Origin of the sequence: Pseudomonas pergaminensis, from assembly GCF_024112395.2 — a bacterium.
In the GTDB taxonomy this organism is placed as follows: domain Bacteria; phylum Pseudomonadota; class Gammaproteobacteria; order Pseudomonadales; family Pseudomonadaceae; genus Aquipseudomonas; species Aquipseudomonas pergaminensis.
Window position 1 is genome coordinate 4,575,745 of sequence record NZ_CP078013.2, and the last position, 17,006, is coordinate 4,592,750.

The 17,006-nt window shown below is 61.8% G+C and carries 16 protein-coding genes; 7 read left to right on the forward strand and 9 right to left on the reverse strand.

Annotation, left to right across the window (positions count from 1 at the left end; translation table 11 throughout):
* The first annotated feature begins 59 nt into the window (after nucleotides 1–59).
* The 3 genes from KUA23_RS20675 to KUA23_RS20685 are packed head-to-tail and all read left to right on the forward strand — an operon-like array spanning nucleotide 60 to nucleotide 3,170.
* Nucleotides 60–1,106 carry an Ldh family oxidoreductase gene (locus tag KUA23_RS20675; protein WP_214497913.1) on the forward strand — a complete coding sequence of 349 codons (1,047 nt, stop codon included), beginning with the start codon at nucleotides 60–62 and terminating at the stop codon, nucleotides 1,104–1,106.
* Nucleotide 1,107: 1 nt separating this feature from the next.
* Nucleotides 1,108–1,824 carry an ABC transporter substrate-binding protein gene (locus tag KUA23_RS20680; RefSeq protein WP_252992766.1) on the forward strand — a complete coding sequence of 239 codons (717 nt, stop codon included), beginning with the start codon at nucleotides 1,108–1,110 and terminating at the stop codon, nucleotides 1,822–1,824.
* Between the two features lie 41 nt (nucleotides 1,825–1,865).
* A complete protein-coding gene (locus tag KUA23_RS20685; protein WP_214497915.1) occupies nucleotides 1,866–3,170 on the forward strand; it encodes a CitMHS family transporter in 1,305 nt (434 codons plus the stop codon).
* Between the two features lie 58 nt (nucleotides 3,171–3,228).
* On the opposite strand, the gene KUA23_RS20690 is transcribed toward KUA23_RS20685, so the two are convergent.
* Both KUA23_RS20690 and KUA23_RS20695 read right to left on the reverse strand, forming a co-directional pair.
* Nucleotides 3,229–3,855: a glutathione S-transferase family protein gene (locus KUA23_RS20690; RefSeq protein WP_099492340.1), complete on the reverse strand. Its 627-nt coding sequence runs from the start codon at nucleotides 3,853–3,855 to the stop codon at nucleotides 3,229–3,231.
* 68 nt (nucleotides 3,856–3,923) lie between these two features.
* Nucleotides 3,924–4,547 carry a TetR/AcrR family transcriptional regulator gene (locus KUA23_RS20695; RefSeq protein ID WP_252992767.1) on the reverse strand — a complete coding sequence of 208 codons (624 nt, stop codon included), beginning with the start codon at nucleotides 4,545–4,547 and terminating at the stop codon, nucleotides 3,924–3,926.
* 135 nt (nucleotides 4,548–4,682) lie between these two features.
* Between KUA23_RS20695 and KUA23_RS20700 the strand changes: the two genes are divergently transcribed.
* Entirely contained in the window at nucleotides 4,683–5,123 is a 441-nt protein-coding gene (locus KUA23_RS20700; protein WP_078049465.1) for a hotdog fold domain-containing protein, read from the forward strand.
* Between the two features lie 37 nt (nucleotides 5,124–5,160).
* Here the strand turns inward: KUA23_RS20700 and KUA23_RS20705 are convergent, their stop codons facing one another.
* The 5 genes from KUA23_RS20705 to KUA23_RS20725 form a co-directional block, all read right to left on the reverse strand.
* Nucleotides 5,161–6,903 (reverse strand): OPT family oligopeptide transporter, encoded by a 1,743-nt coding sequence (locus tag KUA23_RS20705; protein ID WP_252992768.1) that lies wholly within the window; start codon nucleotides 6,901–6,903, stop codon nucleotides 5,161–5,163.
* A 263-nt stretch (nucleotides 6,904–7,166) separates the two neighbouring features.
* The gene (locus KUA23_RS20710) at nucleotides 7,167–9,224 is read right to left on the reverse strand and encodes a methyl-accepting chemotaxis protein (protein ID WP_214497920.1); all 2,058 of its coding nucleotides are present in this window, start codon (nucleotides 9,222–9,224) and stop codon (nucleotides 7,167–7,169) included.
* A 347-nt stretch (nucleotides 9,225–9,571) separates the two neighbouring features.
* Nucleotides 9,572–9,871 carry a DUF3144 domain-containing protein gene (locus KUA23_RS20715; RefSeq protein ID WP_078049468.1) on the reverse strand — a complete coding sequence of 100 codons (300 nt, stop codon included), beginning with the start codon at nucleotides 9,869–9,871 and terminating at the stop codon, nucleotides 9,572–9,574.
* Nucleotides 9,872–9,947: 76 nt separating this feature from the next.
* Nucleotides 9,948–10,433, reverse strand: coding sequence for a nuclear transport factor 2 family protein (locus KUA23_RS20720; RefSeq protein ID WP_078049469.1), 486 nt, complete (start codon nucleotides 10,431–10,433; stop codon nucleotides 9,948–9,950).
* Nucleotides 10,430–11,512 (reverse strand): aldo/keto reductase, encoded by a 1,083-nt coding sequence (locus KUA23_RS20725; protein WP_078049470.1) that lies wholly within the window; start codon nucleotides 11,510–11,512, stop codon nucleotides 10,430–10,432. The genes KUA23_RS20720 and KUA23_RS20725 overlap by 4 nt, the downstream gene beginning before the upstream one ends.
* Before the next feature lie 141 nt (nucleotides 11,513–11,653).
* Between KUA23_RS20725 and KUA23_RS20730 the strand changes: the two genes are divergently transcribed.
* Nucleotides 11,654–12,568, forward strand: a complete 915-nt coding sequence (locus KUA23_RS20730; protein WP_252992769.1) for an AraC family transcriptional regulator — start codon at nucleotides 11,654–11,656, stop codon at nucleotides 12,566–12,568.
* Here the strand turns inward: KUA23_RS20730 and KUA23_RS20735 are convergent.
* Both KUA23_RS20735 and KUA23_RS20740 read right to left on the reverse strand, forming a co-directional pair.
* Nucleotides 12,537–13,244, reverse strand: a complete 708-nt coding sequence (locus KUA23_RS20735; protein WP_100490141.1) for a tRNA (adenine(22)-N(1))-methyltransferase — start codon at nucleotides 13,242–13,244, stop codon at nucleotides 12,537–12,539. The two genes, KUA23_RS20730 and KUA23_RS20735, sit on opposite strands and share 32 nt — an antisense overlap.
* The gene (locus KUA23_RS20740; protein ID WP_252992770.1) at nucleotides 13,241–13,960 is read right to left on the reverse strand and encodes a FadR/GntR family transcriptional regulator; all 720 of its coding nucleotides are present in this window, start codon (nucleotides 13,958–13,960) and stop codon (nucleotides 13,241–13,243) included. Before KUA23_RS20740 ends, KUA23_RS20735 begins: the two co-directional genes overlap by 4 nt.
* A gap of 338 nt (nucleotides 13,961–14,298) precedes the next feature.
* Between KUA23_RS20740 and KUA23_RS20745 the strand changes: the two genes are divergently transcribed.
* Both KUA23_RS20745 and gudD read left to right on the forward strand, forming a co-directional pair.
* Nucleotides 14,299–15,660, forward strand: coding sequence for an MFS transporter (locus KUA23_RS20745; protein ID WP_252992771.1), 1,362 nt, complete (start codon nucleotides 14,299–14,301; stop codon nucleotides 15,658–15,660).
* Nucleotides 15,661–15,679: 19 nt separating this feature from the next.
* A complete protein-coding gene (gene gudD / locus KUA23_RS20750) occupies nucleotides 15,680–17,005 on the forward strand; it encodes a glucarate dehydratase (protein WP_100490136.1) in 1,326 nt (441 codons plus the stop codon).
* Nucleotide 17,006 lies beyond the last annotated feature (1 nt).

The following is a 17,006-nucleotide window of genomic DNA, read 5'->3' on the forward strand; positions in this document are numbered from 1 at the left end:
TCTCTTTTTAATCGCCCCCCTGCACGCTGTCAACTCAGTCGAATCAACGAGCCTTAACCATGAACAACAACAACGAATTGCCTGCCATTGCGTTTGAAGACCTGCGCCAACAAGGCCGCCTTGCCTTTCAGGGGTTGGGTCTCACACAACACGCCGCCGAACAGGTCTGCCAGGTATTGGTGTTGGCCGATCTGTTCGGTTTGACCACCCATGGCTTGAGCCGCCTTGAGTCCTATGGCGAGCGGCTAGAATGCGGCGGTATCAGTGCCTCGGCCGAGCCAGTGGTCGAAACCGTCGCACCGGCGATCGCACGGGTGGATGGGCGCAACGCCGTCGGCCCGCTGGTCGGCATGGCGGCGCTGGACGCCGGCCTGCAGATGGCCAAACAGTTCGGGATTGGCTTGGTCCTGGCGCGCGGCAGCAATCACTTCGGTCCGGTGTCGCCGTACGCCTACCTCGCGGCCGAGCAAGGTTTCGCCAGCATCATTGGCAGTAACGCCACCACGACCATTGCCCCCTCGGGCGGCAGCGATGCGCGCCTGGGCAATAGCCCGCTGGGTTTTGGCGTGCCGAACCCGGATGGCAATCACTTCATGCTCGACATGGCCATGAGCGTGGTTGCCCGCGCCAAGATCCGCAACGCACTCACCCGCCAGCAAAGCATTCCGGATAACTGGGCCACGGACGCCAACGGTAAACCCACCACCGATCCTCGCGCGGCCTTGGATGGCTTCCTGTTGCCCATCGGCGCTCACAAAGGTTACGGCCTGGCGCTGGTGGTGGACCTGTTGGCGGGCCTGCTCTCGGACGCGGCCTACCTGACCCACGTGAAGTCCTGGGTCGATGCGCCGGATGAGCCGCAGAACCTGGGGCACTTCTTCATTCTGATCGACACCTCCCGCCTGGGCTCCTCGGCCTGGCTCAAGGAACGCATGACCGACTTCGCCGCCATCCTGCACCAGAGCCCGGCCATCGACCCGGCCGCGCCGGTGATTGTCCCGGGTGAAATCGAGCTGAAGAAGATGCAGCGCTATCTGCGCGACGGCGTGCCGGTGGACCCCACCACCCAGCGCCTGCTTGACCTGTATGCCAGCCGGGTGGCCTGAGATGAGCCGATCCCCTCGCCTACTGGCGCCCACCGGCGTGCTCCGCGCCTCGATCAATGTGGGCAACCCCATCCTCGCGCGTCTGGATGACGTCGGCCAGGCGGCTGGCGTATCGGTGGACCTGGCCCACGCCTTCGCCGCCGAGCTCGGGCTGACACTGCAGCTGTGCGTGTTCAAGAGTGCCGGCGAATCGGTTGCGGCGGTTTGCGCAGGCCGTGCCGATTTCGGCTTCTTCGCCATTGACCCGGCGCGGGACGAGCAACTGGCCTTTACCAAGCCCTACGTGTTGATCGAAGGCTGCTACCTGGTCCGGGAGGACTCACCCCTGGACGACAATGCCCAAGTCGACATGCCGGGGATTGAACTGGTGGTGGGCAAAGGCAGCGCCTATGACTTGTACCTGACCCGCGAGCTCAAGCACGCCACGATTGTTCGCTCACCCACCTCGCCTACCGTCGTCGAGACTTTCCTGGCCAGTGGCGCCAATCTGGCGGCGGGCGTGAAGCAGCAGTTGGAGTTCGATGCCGCGCGGTTCCCCGGGCTGCGCTTGCTGCCGGGGCGCTTCATGCAGATCCGCCAGGCCATGGGCGTTCCCCGTGCGTATGGCAAGGAAGCCGCTGACGTGCTGCACCAATTCGTCGAGCGGGCCAAGGCTAGCGGCTTCGTCGCCGAAGCCCTCGAGCGCCACGGCATCGTGGGTGCCACCGTCGCCCACTGACAGCGCCTGCGACGTCCCCAATAAAAACAAGAGTACCTGACATGTTGGCATTTCTCGGCTTATTGATGGTCGTGGTGTTTACCTACCTGATCATGGCGAAGCGGCTTTCGCCGATTGTGGCGTTGGTCGTGGTGCCAGTGATCTTTTCGATCCTGGCAGGCTTCGCGCTCACCACTGACAAAATGATGCTCGATGGCATCAAGATGGTCGCGCCATCGGCTGCCTTGTTGCTGTTCGCGATTCTGTTTTTTGGCGTGCTGTTTGACGCCGGCTTGTTCGACCCCATGATCAAGCTGATCCTCAGGGTGGTAAACGGTGACCCGGTCAAGATCGCCATGGGCACCGCGATCCTGTCGCTGACCACCGCCCTGGATGGCGACGGCACCACCACCTACATGATCACCTGCGCGGCGATGCTGCCGCTGTACAAGCGGATCGGCATGAACCCGATGATCCTGGCGAGCCTGTGCGTGTTGTCGCTCAGCGTCATGGGCGGTATGACCCCCTGGGGTGGCCCGGCCACACGCGTGATCGCCGTACTCGGGCTGGATGCCGCCGAGTACTTCATCCCCTTGCTACCGACCATGGCAGTGGGTGCGCTCGGTGTGCTCTATACCGCATTCCTGCTGGGGCGGCGAGAGCGCAGGCGCCTGGGCGTGGTGAACCTGGCCAGTGGCGGCGATGATTGCTACATCGAATCGATCATCGGCCAGGGAGAACATAAAAAACCACGGATGGTGGTGCCCAACCTGATCCTCGTATTGATCGTGATGGTGTGCCTGGTCACCGGTCTGCTGAATTCGGTGATCAGTTTTCTGCTGGGCTTCATGGTGGCGCTGGTGATGAACTACCCGCGCCTGAACCTGCAGAAAGAACGGATGCTCGCCCATGCAGGGAATGCCATGGTCGTGGTGCTGTTGGTGTTTGCAGCCGGGGTATTTGCGGGGATCTTTTCCGGCACCAAGATGGTTGACGCGATTGCCCAATTGCTGGTCCATGCCATCCCGCCGTCCTGGGGGCACCTGTTCCCCCTGGTGGTGGCGATCACCAGCATGCCGCTGACGTTTTTGCTATCCAACGACGCTTATTACTTTGGCGTGGTGCCGATCCTGGCCAACGCCGCGGCGGCGTATGGCATCAGCCCGATGGACATCGCCCGCGCATCGGTGCTCGGCCAGCCCGTGCATCAGATCAGCCCGCTGGTGGCGTCGACCTTGTTGCTGGTCGGCATGATCGACCGGGACCTGGGGGACTTTCAGAAGAGCACGATCAAGTGGGCGGTTTTGCTCTCGCTGTTGATGATCGGGGTGTCGTTGCTGACCGGGGCGGTCACGCTGCTCACCTGAATGAAATCAGAGGCGGGCCACGTGGATGATCAACCGGGCCCGCCTCGCTTAGTTCACATCACTTGGCAAACGCATACTCCCCACCCTGCTCCACCGCCTTGCGATACGCAGGCCGCGCCTGGAAGTTTGCCACCCAGGCCGCCAGGTTCGGGTAGGCCTGCAGCTTGCCCTGGGCCTTGGCGATTTCGCCGATAAAGCTCATCTGGATATCCGCGCCACTCAGCTCATCGCCCACCAGGTACGGCGCCTGCCCCAGCACGTCGTTCAGGTAACCGAGGTAGTTGGCCACTTCCGATTCGATGCGCGGGTGCAACGGCGCACCGGCATCACCGAGGCGGCCGACGTAGAGGTTGAGCATCAACGGCAACATGGCCGAGCCTTCGGCGAAGTGCAGCCATTGCACGTACTTGTCATAGGTGGCGCTGGCAGGGTCCGGTTGCAGGCGCCCGTGGCCGTGGCGGCGGATCAGGTAGTCGATGATGGCGGCGGATTCGATCAGCACTTGGCCGCCGTCTTCGATTACCGGGGATTTGCCCAGTGGGTGAATGGCCTTGAGCTCGGGCGGTGCGAGATTGGTCTTGGGGTCGCGCTGGTAGCGCTTGATTTCGTAGGGCAGGCCGAGTTCTTCGAGCAGCCACAGGATGCGTTGCGAGCGTGAGTTGTTGAGGTGGTGGACGATGATCATGCTGTACTCCGAAGGGCCTGGGGGGTGTCTTGGAAAGAGACTACGCCAGTGCCGGGGAGTGCCAACAATTAAATATCTGCCGCGTTGATCGACGCCCACGCCGCCTGTGCCAGCAACTGCGCATAGTCCTTCGGGCTTTTCTTGACCCGCCCGGACAGCCACGCCCGGGCGTAGCTTTCGGCCGAACCGATGATGAGCGACAGTAAAAGCTCGGCAGGGATATGACTGAACGCCTCGCGACGGCCTTCGTCGCTCATCCACTCGGTCAATTGCCGGTTGCGCTGTTTGTTACGGGTGAGCAGTTCATCCTTGTGCGGGCCGTTGGCCACGGCGAAGCGGCTTTGGAACATGAAGCGCGCCCATTCAGGTTGCGCGTCAACCCATTCCACGTAACTGCGCACCAGCGCCTCCACGCCTGCCTGCGCCGTTTGCGCCTGCTGCAGGTAGCGATCTCGCAAGGTCGCCTGGTCCTCCAGCGCGGCAAAAAACAGCGCGGCGACAATGCCTTCCTTATTGCCGAAATGATGGTAGATGGCGCCGACGCTGGTCTCGCACCGCGCGCGGATGGTTTCGATATTGGTGGCTTCGATACCGACCTCGTTAAAGCTGGCCAGGGCCTCGCGCAGGATGCTGCGTTTGAGGTCGCTGCGCTTGCCCGCAAAGGTGCGCTCGATCAGATCAGGTGCGTGCATGGAGTGGCTCGCCAAATGTGCGGAGTTTAAAGGTACAGCAGTCGCTAGAGAAGGCATGGCTTGACACCCCTGGAATTAACAGAATATTGTTCTGTTACAGAATTTTATTCTGTAAACCCATCAGGAGGATAATCCATGAGTCAGTTTCTCAGCATGTTCAACAGCGTAGGCCCTGCAGCGTTCAGTCAAATGGCCTGCCAGGTGGCGCCCTACTTCAGCACCATCAACCCTGAAATCGCCGAACTGCGCCCAGGGCATGCCGTGGTGAACGTGCCGTTTCGCAAGGAAATCACCAACCACCTCGCCTCCGTGCACGCCATCGCCTTGTGCAACGCGGCCGAGCTGGCAGGTGGGACGATGACCGACGTGTCGATCCCGCCCGGTGCCAGATGGATTCCCAAAGGCATGACCGTGGAGTACCTGGCAAAGGCCAAGTCGAATATCCGCGCGGTGGCGGACGGCAGTGGCATTGATTGGTCAACCGCGGGGGACAAGATCGTACCGGTGGATATCTTCGATGAAGGCGAAGTGAAGGTGTTCACGGCGAAGATCACCATGAACGTAAAAATCGCCTAGCGGTCATCGACAGGCTCGGCCATTGCCGAGCCACGCTTCACCCACTCCCCACCATCGACCACAACGACGCCCCCACGCCCGTGATGCTTTCTCCTGCGATCAACCCGGCGGCGGCAGTTATCGCGAAGCGTTCGGTCAGGCTCGGCCAGCGGCAGCTCACCAGCCAGGTGAGGATCGCGCCCAACGCCATCATCAGCGACACCGAGGCCGGCAGTACAAAGGCCAGGCCCAAGGCCGCGGCACTCGGCAAGTAACGAGCGCGATGGGCGGGCAAGGTGCTGTCGAGGATGCCCAGCAGCACGCCGACCAGGCCGCCAATGGCGATTGCCCAGCGAATGCTGGTCGACAGCGAATCGAGCCCATGGGTCAAGGTTTGCGCCACGGCTTTCCAGGTGGCGACTGCCGGTGCCGGCCACTCTTCGGTGAGCAGCATGGATTGCGGGTCGGGGATCAGTGCCAGGTAGGCAAATACGCCAACGATGCTGCCGATGAAAATCCCCAGGATCTGCGCGATCACTTGCTTGTGGGGCGTGGCGCCAATGGCCTTGCCCACTTTGAAGTCATTCATCAGGTCGGTGCATTGCCCAGCCGAGCCGCCGGCGGTGTTGGCGCTCATCAGGTTGATCGGCACCTGCCCTGGCGCGACGATGCCAAAGCTCAATTGGGACAGCTGCCCGATGGCGCCGATGGGCGGAATGCCGGTGGCGCCCACCACGCGCGCGGCGACGGCGGCGAGGCAGATCGCCAATGGGATGGTGAGCAACGCCATGCCGAGATTAATGCCGAACAGCAGCGCCTGCAGACTCACCACCAGCACAATCGCCAGCACAAAACCGGCGGCCGGCCCCGGCTTGGGCACCGTCCAGGTCGATTCGCCGTCGGAGTGCGTTGATCGGTACAACGCCCACAAACGAATCGCCAGCGAGGCCAAGGTGGAACACACCATCAAGCTCACGCCCGGCCACAGCAACCACTCCACCAACGCGGCGAACTGCGGGCCGCTGCTGCCCGCAGGCAAGGTCACCAGGTGTTGCGCCAACAACCAGGGGCCCAGGCCGCCCCACGCGAGCAAGGCGCCGAGCAGCAGGGTCAGGCCCACACGAATGCCGATGATACCGCCGAAGCCCACCAGCAACAGCGAAGGGTCGGCGGTGAAGGTCAGGCGCTCCAACTGAGCGCTGGGCGACCAGCGCGGGAAGGCCCACATAAAAGTATCGACCCACTTGACCAGCCCGGAGAGCAACGCGGCGCTGAGCAGCACCTTCAAGCGCGTCGCGGCTTCGCGCCCATGGTTGTAGATGTGCAGCAAGGTTTCCAGGGTGGCCATACCCTCGGGGAATTTCAGCGCCTTGTCATTCAGCAACGAGGGCCGTAGATACCAGGCGATCCAGATGCCCAGGAAACTCACCGAGAACACCCAGGCAATCATGGGGATAGCGTCCAACTGGTTGCCCGTCAGCAAGGTATAGGCCGGGATCGGCGCTACCAGTCCGCCGGAAATGATTGAAGCAGCGGCCGAGGCGACGGTCTGGTTGATGTTGCTTTCATGCAAGGTCCACGGCAGGTGGTCGGTGGAACGCTTGGCCACTCCTTGAAAGATGGCGTAGCCGATCAACAGCGCGATGATCGACATGTTGAACGACCAACCGATTTTCAACCCGGCGTAGACATTGGACGGCGTGAGCAGGATGCCGAGGACACTGCCAGTGATGACGGCGCGCAGGCTGAGTTCGCGGGTGACGGGGCCGTGCGGGAGGGTCGTTGGCGGGGCTGAAGTCATGCGGAGTCCTTTCGGCGACGAAACAGGGCGACCTAGTAAGTGAGCCCTGTAGAAGCCGAAGGTTCCTGTGGTGAGCGGGCTTGCCCCGCGCTGGGCTGCGAAGCGGCCCCATTAATAACACCGCGCATCGTCAGTTAAACCGAGTCGCCAGAATTTAGGGCTGCTGCGCAGCCCAGCGCGGGGCAAGCCCGCTCACCACACCAAGCCCGCTCACCACATCGAGCCCGCTCACCACTGGAAGCCTGGTCACCACAAAAACCTGCTCAGCCCAGGCGAAACCGCGCGGTGTTGTCGCTCAATGCCTGGCTGCCTTTGCTCAAGGTGTCGGCCGCCCGGTTCACTGCCCGCGCGCCGTCGAGCAAACGCCCGGCCGCCTGGTCCACTTGCTGGATATTGCCGCTCACTTCATCTGCCGTCGCCGCTTGTTCCTCTACGGCGGTGGCGATTTGCGCCAGGGTGTCGGTGACGTGTTGCACCGCACCGGCAATCTCGCCCAAACGTGTGCCCAGCCCGGTGACGGATTCAGCATCCGTCAGTGCCTGTTCACACGCGGCGCCCATCAACGTGACCGCCTGGCTGACCGTGGCGCGCAGGCTGTCGACCGTGCCGGCGATCTGCGCCGTAGACGCCTGGGTGCGTTGCGACAAGCTGCGCACTTCATCGGCCACCACGGCAAACCCCCGGCCCTGCTCACCGGCGCGGGCGGCTTCGATCGCGGCGTTGAGCGCCAGCAGGTTGGTCTGCTCGGCAATGCCACGGATGGTGTCGACCACCGACTGAATCTGCTGGCCCTGCTGGCTGACCTGCTCCAGCGCATCGGCGGTGTCGGTCAGGCGCAGGTTGAGTTGCTGGATGCTGGCGGTGGTGCGCTGGCTGTCACGGCTGCTGTCTTCGGCAATACGCCGGGTTTGCTGGGCACTGCCCGAGGCCTGTTCGCAGCTTTTGGCGACGCCCAGGGAGGTGGCCGCCAACTGGGTCGCGGCGGCGGCGATCTGGCTGATTTGCAGTTGCTGGTCTTCGACTTCGGTCAGGGTGCTGCCCGATTGCGAATTGAGGGTGAGCACCGCCGAGCCGAGTTGCTGCGTCTCGTGGTTGACCCCCAGCAGGCTGGTGCGCAGTTGCACCACCGCGACGTTGAGCGCGGTGCTGATGGCCGCAAGTTCGTCACGCCCTTCCACCGCCACCTCGACGCACAGGTTGCCGTCGCGCAGGGACTCGGCCAGCGTGGTGATGCCACTGGCACTGCGGCGAATCGAGGCTTGCAGGCATATGAACAGGTAAAGCGCGGCCAAGGCCAGCAGGCTGAACGTCGCGGCGACGGGAATGAATTTCTGCAGCGAACGATCACGGTAGTAAGCCAGGCGCGCGTCCAGCGAATGGAGCGACTGGTTACGCAGCGCGCCGAGGCTGTCGAGCATCGCGTCGACACTGCGTTCGAAGCCTGCGGTGTCGAGCTTGATGGTGCCGCCGAAGACGCCGTCGTCGAGCACCTTGAGTTCGTTGTCCAGCCGTTGCAGGCTGTCGTCGTACTGCGCGGTCCAGGGTTCAAGACCGGCGTATTGCTTGGCCTTGAGCGAGGCCGCCGCCTTGACCAACTGGTCCCGCGCGTCGCCGATCCGACCGCGCAGGTCACGCATCTGCAAGCGGCTTTGCAACGTGAACTGCCCCGACGCGATAGACGACTGGCCGACACTGGCCATGCGCCCGATACGCTCGATCAGGTCAGGGGTGTGTTGGGTCGAAATCTGCATCAGCAGGTAGGTTTCCAGCCACGGGTCGAGGATCAGGCCAGCATCCAGGGTGATCTGCTCGCGCAGGGTTTGCATGGCGGTGAGCGCCGAGGTGAAACGGTCATAACCGTCCGGCCACCAGCCCACCGTGCGCAGGGATTGAGAGTCCATGCCCTTGACCGTGGCCTGCAGGGCTTCAAAGCGGGTCAGGATGTCGGCGCTGGCGTGCTGGGCGTTGAGCGCGTCGCCCAAGGCTTGCAGGCTTTGCTGGATCAGCGGGAAATTGGCATCGACCTTGTCCATCGCCGCCTTCGCCGCCGGCGTCGGGGCGTGCAGGATATCCGCCGCTTTCCAGCGTGCGGCCAGATTACGCTGGGCCGTCAACTGGCCATCCAGCGCGTCCAGGGCCAACAATTGCCGTACGCCGGACTGCTCGCTGGAAATCACGGTTAATTTGTCACGATAGTCCGAGCCGATCATCCACAGGCTACCCGCCAGGGGCAGCATGAACAGGAAAAACAGAATCTGGAATTTACGCGCAAAGCCGAATCGCCCCAACAGGCGGATACCCGGTGATAAAAGGCTGTGCATGTCCAACCACTCCCCAAAAACGACCCACGCGGTGCACCGCGGGGTGAAGCCTTGAAATAACTAACGGCAAAATGCCATGTCATTGATTGGGAAGGCTCTAGCAAGATATGGGCCGCTGGATGAAGCCAGAGAATAGACGGGTTCGCACCCAACAATTAACGTAAATCGCCCAAAAATGGGGCAAAAACACTCATCGCAGCGCCCCCCCCTGTAACTAATGGCGCACATCTCAAAAACCACGCACATCCAGTGTGGGAGCTGGCTTGCCTGCAAAAGCGGTGCAGCAGACACTTAAGTGCAACTGGCCCACCGCCATCGCAGGCCAGCCAGCGCCCACATCTCGATGCTCACTCCGGCTGTTTCACGCCCATGTATCGGTCGAAATGATTGATGTGATCATCCAGATTATCTTCAAGCATCATCCGGTACTGGTCACAGAAGTACTTCAACATCGCCTCCCGCGCCTCGGCCATTTCCGCGCCGGACTTGAAGTTGCGCGCGCTGGCCCAGGCATTGAAGCGCGTGGTGCCGAACATCATCGAGGCGCTGACCTGGCCGAGGTTTTCGTGAGCCTGAAGTTGCTCGTTCGACAATTCGATGTGCGCGTCGGCGCGGTCGTAGAAGGTGGAGTCAGTAGCATCTGCCATTGCGTGTTACCTGGGTGATCAGTCGTAAGTCGGCCATTGGAGCATGCACGACTGACCGCTGTCAGCAATCACCCTGTCACTCCGGGATACGCCGCAACACATCGTCATAAGGGGTCAAGTCCAGAAAGGCGGTCACCTCGAAGGCTTTGCCATCGCGCATATGAAAGATCCAGGCATAACTGTTGCGGTAGGCCTGACCGTCACGCGCAACACCTGCGCCCTCCCACTGAATAATCACGTGATCACCGTCAGCCCAGACCTGCTGGCTCACAGGCCTGACCGGGCGGGATAGGCGCGACACGAACGGCTTTACTGCGCCGTCGACAAACGCATCGACGCCTCGATAAACCCCCGCACTAGGGCCTGAACCCTTGATCGTCCAGATGACATTCGGCGTCAGTATGTCGCTGAAAAAAGTGGTGCCACCGCCGCGCCAACGCTCGAAGGCTTCAGTCACGCGCTGCTTGTTGCGGTCCTCGACTTGCGTATTGGCATGAGCCGAACACGACCCCATGCCGAGCAGGATGACCAAGACCACGTGTTGAAAGATTGATCGTTTCATTTCAGGTACGCCTTCTGGGGCTGAAGCCGAGCACCGCCGAAAATCAATTGCTGCACCATCGGCCGGGCAACGAAACGCTCCGGAAAGATCGGCTCGGGCGCACTGACCCGATCGAGTCTGGCGATATGTTCAGCGTCCAGCTCAATGCTCAGCGCCCCCAGGTTATCCTGGGCCTGGGCCAAGGTTCTGGCGCCCATCACAGGTGCAACAACGGCCGGGTTGCACAGCGTCCAGGCGAGCGCGACCTGGGACGGTGTGGCGCCGGTTTCGGCCGCGATGGCGGTGACCGCACTGGCAATCTCCAGTGAGCGAGCATTCATATGCCCCGATGAACTGATCACGCCCTTGCGCGTTGCCGACACGTTCGCCTCACTGGCCTGGCTCAAATCGTCGCGGCTGTATTTGCCGGTCAGGATTCCGCCGCCGAGCGGTGACCAGGGCAACACGCCAAGGCCCATTTCGGCGGCCATCGGGATCAGTTCATGTTCGACGCTACGTTCGACCAGGCTGTATTCGATTTGCAGTGCCACCAACGGCGACCAGCCGCGCAGCTCGGCAAGGGTTTGTAGCTGGGCCACTTTCCACGCCGGGGTATTGCAGATACCCAAGTACAACACTTTGCCGCTGCGCACCAAGTCATCCAACCCGCGCATGACCTCTTCGACGCCCGTGGTGAAATCCCAGGCATGCAGGTACAGCAACTCAATGCGGTCGGTGTCGAGCTGGCGCAAACTGGTCTCCACCGAGCGCATCAGGTTCATGCGATGGTTACCGCCGGAATTGGGGTCGCCCGGCTCGCGGGCCATGGTGTATTTGGTCGAGACGACCAGGCGATCACGCTTGGCCTTGAGGAATTGGCCAAGGATGCGCTCCGAAGCCCCGTTGGTGTAGTTGACGGCGGTGTCGATCAGGTTGCCGCCTTGGTCGACGTAGGTATCAAAGATCTGGCGTGCTTCGCTTTCATCCGCGCCCCACCCCCAGTCGGCGCCGAACGTCATGGTGCCGAGGGCGAGCGGCGAAACACGCATACCGGATCGTCCGAGCAGGCGGTAGTGGTCGAGTGCGTTGAGAGTGGGCATGATGAACTCCTGTCAGCGATGGCGTTAAGCCGGTGAAGACAAGTCTGCCCCCCACCGGCTCGCCGCCTGTAACAGGATCGTCCCGTGTTCTTGCACGATTGTCCGGGGCGCTATGCTCATCCGCCTGTCTCCGGAGCCCTCATGGATGCGTTGCAACAGTTAATCGAGCTGATCAGCCGGCACGCACCGAGCGACGGCACCCACGCCACACCGATTGACGGCGTAAGCCTGGTACGTTCGGGCACGCCCACGTTGCCTATGCCGGTTGTCTACGCGCCGACGCTGTGCCTGATTGTTCAGGGCCGCAAACAGGTGGTCGCGGGCGCAACCTCCTACGTGTATGACGCGGCCACTTACCTGGTGGCCTCTGTGGATATTCCCGTGATGGGTTCGGTGATCGAGGCCAGCGAGGCCGCGCCTTATCTGTGCCTGGTACTCGACCTCGACATGGCGGCGTTGACGGATCTGGCGCTGCGGCACCCGGCGGCGGAGCATGAACCCGCGCTGCCCACCGCAGGCATCGAGCTCAACGCCACCACGCCTGAACTGCTGGACGCGGCTGTGCGCCTCGCCAAAATGCTGGATGCACCCAGAGACATTCAAGAACTTGCACCGCTGACGATTCGCGAGGTGCTTTATCGATTGCTCACCGGCAGCGGCCATGGCGCGGTGCGGCAGATGGCCAAGGCCGACAGCCGGCTCAACCAGATCGCCAAAGCCATCGCGTGGCTACGGCAGCATTACGACGAACCCTGCCGGATCGATGCCATCGCAGATATCGCGGGCATGAGCCGCTCCACCTTCCACGCTCACTTCAAGGCGGTCACCTCCATGAGCCCGCTGGAATTTCGCAGCCAATTGCGCTTGCAGGAAGCCCGACGATTAATGGTCGCCGAGGCGGTGGACGCCGCCGGTGCTGGTTTTCGCGTGGGCTATGAAAGCCCTTCGCAGTTCAGCCGTGACTATGTACGCATGTTTGGTTTGCCGCCGGCCAAGGATGCCGGTCGATTGCGCCGTGACGCGCCTACGGTTGAGGTTCAGCCAACAACTGAGTAATCCACCCGAGCTGCCGAGCAATGTCCTGCACCTTCTCCTCCGGCACTGTCTGTCGTGCATGCTCCAGGCTGGCCAGGGTCTTTCGCTTTTGGTGCAACATACGTTGCCATTTGGCAATGAACACCGGGCTGTGTGCCTGCAGTTGCAGCGGCCCGAAGTACAGCTGCTCAGCGGTGTAAGCCACTGGCCCGGCGCGCTCTGCGACGATGATCTCGTAGTAAAAGCGGTTTTCGCGCAGCAGCTCTTCTCGAAGGATCGAGTAACCGTTGTCCATCAGCCATTGGCGCAACGGTTGCTCACCGCCGTTGGGTTGCAGGATCAATCGCTCTTGGCCGCTCAGGTGCCGCTTACCGCTTTCGAGAATGTCGCGAATCGTCTCGCCGCCCATGCCGCACACACTGATCGCGGTGATGCCGTCATCGGGCTTCATGGCCGCCAAACCATCGGCCAGACGTACGGTGATCTGCCGCTCCAGGCCGTTGTCGCTCACGGTACGTTGCGCCGCATGGAAGGGCGTGGTCGCGACCTCCCCCGCCACTGCCATCGTGATCAGGCCACGGCGCATCAATGCCACCGGCAAATAACCGTGATCGGAGCCAATATCGGCCAGGCGCGCGCCCTCCGGTACATTGGCGGCGACGCGCTCCAGACGCAGGGATAAAGTGTGTTCGTTCAACGCCCCTGCTCCCCCGAAAAACGGTCTCGGCTGTTAGTCAGATGCAACACCATGGCCGCGCGGGCAGCGTCCGGGTCCTGGCGTTTGATCGCGTTGAAGATCGCTTCATGCTCCAGGTTGGCCAACTGGCCCAACTGGGTGAAATCCGCGCCGCCACGTTCAGCGCCCTTCACTTGGGTGCGCGGGATCATCGCATTGCCCAGGTGCAGCATGATTTCAGTGAAAAAGGTATTGCCGGTGGCCTCGGCGATCAGTTGGTGAAAGCGTTTGTCTTCCTCCACGCAACTGTCGTTGTTGGCCAGGGAGGCCTGGTAGTCGTCGAGTGCCTGGCGCATGTGGGCCAGCTGTTCGTCGGTTCTGCGCAAGGCGGCCAGTGCGGCGGCTTGGACCTCCAGGCCCAGGCGCAGCTCGAGCATGTTGCGCACGCTGGCTACCGTATCCACATGCAGGCGCAGGCCCTTCTGGGCGTGCTGTTCCAGCACAAAGGTGCCGATGCCGTGACGTGTCTCCACCAGACCGGACGCCTGCAACTTGGAAATCGCTTCGCGCACCACGGTTCGGCTCACGCCATGCTCAGCCACGATGGTGGATTCCGAAGGCAGCTTTTCGCCGGGTTTCAACTGGCCGAGCAGGATGCGCTGGGTCAGCGCGTCGACCACGCCCTGGGCCAGGTTGGTGGAGCGTTTACGCAGGGGGATTCCACTTTCAATGGGCATTGCAACAGATCCACGGGGTTGAGCTGTGCGGAGCTTAACACCCAGTCCGGCGTCAAACCTGGGTTGATTGAAAAAACCTCAACTTGTATGACAACCAAACTTAACGCTCACTGTCACAAGTACGCCCCTCACGGCATCCACCGGGAAGAATCTCGTTAAAAAATCAGCACAACACCTAGTAAACGCTGCACAAATAACCAAAACCTCTGTCCGACACACCGCATTATAAGAAGAAAAACACTCGCCCCTGGATTGCGGTCTCAAGAAACCTACTTGTATGATGTCTATCAACAAGACACGCAAACCCGCATAAAAATAATCAGGGGGAGTTTTGAATTGTGACCAATTCAATCCATGTATCTGCCGTACCCGAAAGTGATCCCGTACTCGCGCGCGCCGTGAGCAAAGTGAAGCGCCATGTGCTGCCACTGTTCGTGATCATGTTCATCCTCAACTACATCGACCGGGTCAATATCGGCTTCGTGCGCACGCACATGGAGCATGACCTCGGCATTGGCGCCGCCGCCTATGGCTTCGGCGCCGGACTGTTCTTCATCGGCTATGCCCTCTTCGAAGTGCCCTCCAACATGCTGCTGCAAAAGGTCGGTGCGCGTATCTGGCTGACCCGCATCATGTTCACCTGGGGCATCGTCGCCACGCTGATGGCGTTCATCCAGAACGAAACCCACTTTTACATCCTGCGCTTCCTGCTGGGTGTGGCCGAGGCCGGCTTCTTTCCTGGGGTGATCTACTACTTCACGCGCTGGCTGCCTGGCGTGGAACGCGGTAAAGCCATCGCCATCTTTTTGAGCGGCTCGGCGGTTGCGTCGCTGATTTCCGGCCCGTTGTCAGGCGTGTTGTTGCAGATCGAAGGCTTTGGCTTCCACGGCTGGCAATGGATGTTCGCCATTGAAGGCTTGGCTTCGGTGGTGATTGGCTTCTTTGTGTGGTTCTGGCTGGACTCCAAACCCCACGACGCCAAATGGATGACCCGCGAAGAACAGGATGCGCTGGTCAATGCCATCGACCAGGAACAGCGCGACCGTGAAGCCCTCACCAGCGTCAAGCCGACCCTCGGCAAACTGCTCAGGGACCGCCAGATCCTGCTGTTCTGCGCGTTGTATTTCTGCATCCAGCTGACGATCTACGCGGCGACGTTCTGGCTGCCGAGCATCATCAAGAAGATGGGCGACCTGAGTGATGTGCAGGTTGGTTTCTTCAACTCCATCCCCTGGTTGATCTCGATCATCGCCATGTACGCCTTCGCTTCGCTGTCGGGCAAGTTCAAGTTCCAGCAGGCCTGGGTCGCGGCGGCGCTGTTGATTGCGGCAGCGGGCATGTTCATGTCCACCACCGGCGGGCCGATCTTCGCCTTTGTGGCGATCTGCTTCGCGGCCATCGGTTTCAAGTCGGCGTCGTCGCTGTTCTGGCCGATTCCCCAGGGCTACCTGGATGTGCGTATCGCCGCCGCCGTGATCGCGTTGATCAACTCTATCGGCAACCTGGGCGGCTTCGTTGCGCCCACCACTTTCGGCTTCCTGGAACAGACCACTGGCTCGATCCAGGGCGGGCTCTATGGCCTGGCCGGCACGTCGGTGCTCGCCGCGATCCTGGTGTTTTTCGCCAAGACCGCGCCCTCTGCCGCGCTGACTTCACCGAGCGCCGTGCCTACCCGCGTCGCCCTCAGCAAACCTCTTTAAGACTATTCAGGAACTTGCCATGACTACGCCCGTCGTTACTCACTTCCAGGTTATCCCCGTCGCCGGCCACGACAGCATGCTGCTCAACCTCAGTGGCGCCCACGGCCCGTACTTCACACGCAATATCGTCATCCTCAAGGACAGCTCCGGCAACACCGGCGTGGGTGAAGTACCCGGCGGCGAACGCATCCGCGAAACCCTGGAAGACGCCCGCAGCCTGGTGGTCGGCCAACCCATCGGCCAGTACCAGCGCATCCTCAACCAGATGCGCAGCACTTTTGCTTCCCGCGACGCGGCGGGTCGTGGTTTGCAGACCTTTGACCTGCGCATCACCATCCATGCCGTCACCGCCATGGAAGCCGCGCTGCTTGACCTGCTGGGTCAATTTCTCGAAGTCCCGGTGGCCGCCTTGCTCGGTGAAGGCCAGCAACGCGACGCGGTAAAAATGCTCGGCTATCTGTTTTATGTCGGCGACCGCGGTGCCACCGACCTGGCCTACCGCAACGAAGCCGACAGCGACGATGAGTGGTTCCGCCTGCGCCACGAAACCGCGCTGACGGCCGACGCCGTGGTGCGCCTGGCCGAAGCCGCCAAAGCCAAATATGGTTTCAATGACTTCAAGCTCAAAGGCGGCGTGCTGAGCGGCGACGAAGAAATCGAAGCCGTCACCGCCCTGGCCGAACGCTTCCCGGATGCGCGTATCACCCTCGACCCGAACGGCGCCTGGTCATTGAAAGAAGCCATCCGCCTGTGCCGCGACCAGCACCACGTACTGGCGTACGCCGAAGACCCCTGCGGTGCCGAAAACGGCTACTCGGGCCGCGAAGTCATGGCTGAATTTCGCCGTGCCACCGGCCTAAAAACCGCCACCAACATGATCGCCACCGACTGGCGCGAAATGGGTCACGCGATCCAGCTGCAATCGGTGGACATCCCCCTCGCCGACCCACACTTCTGGACGATGCAGGGCTCGGTACGCGTGGCGCAGATGTGCCATGAATGGGGCCTGACCTGGGGCTCGCATTCCAACAACCACTTCGACATTTCCCTGGCGATGTTCACCCAGGTCGCCGCCGCAGCACCGGGCGACATCACCGCCATCGACACCCACTGGATCTGGCAGGACGGCCAGCACCTGACCAAGGCGCCGCTGAAAATCGAAGGGGGTTATGTAAAAGTGCCGAGCAAGCCTGGCCTGGGGGTGGAGATCGACATGGACGCCGTGGCCAAGGCCCATGAGGTGTACAAAGGCATGGGCCTCGGCGCGCGCGATGACAGCGTGGCGATGCAGTTTTTGATTCCGGGGTGGCGCTTCAACAACAAGCAGCCGTGCCTGGTGCGCTGAT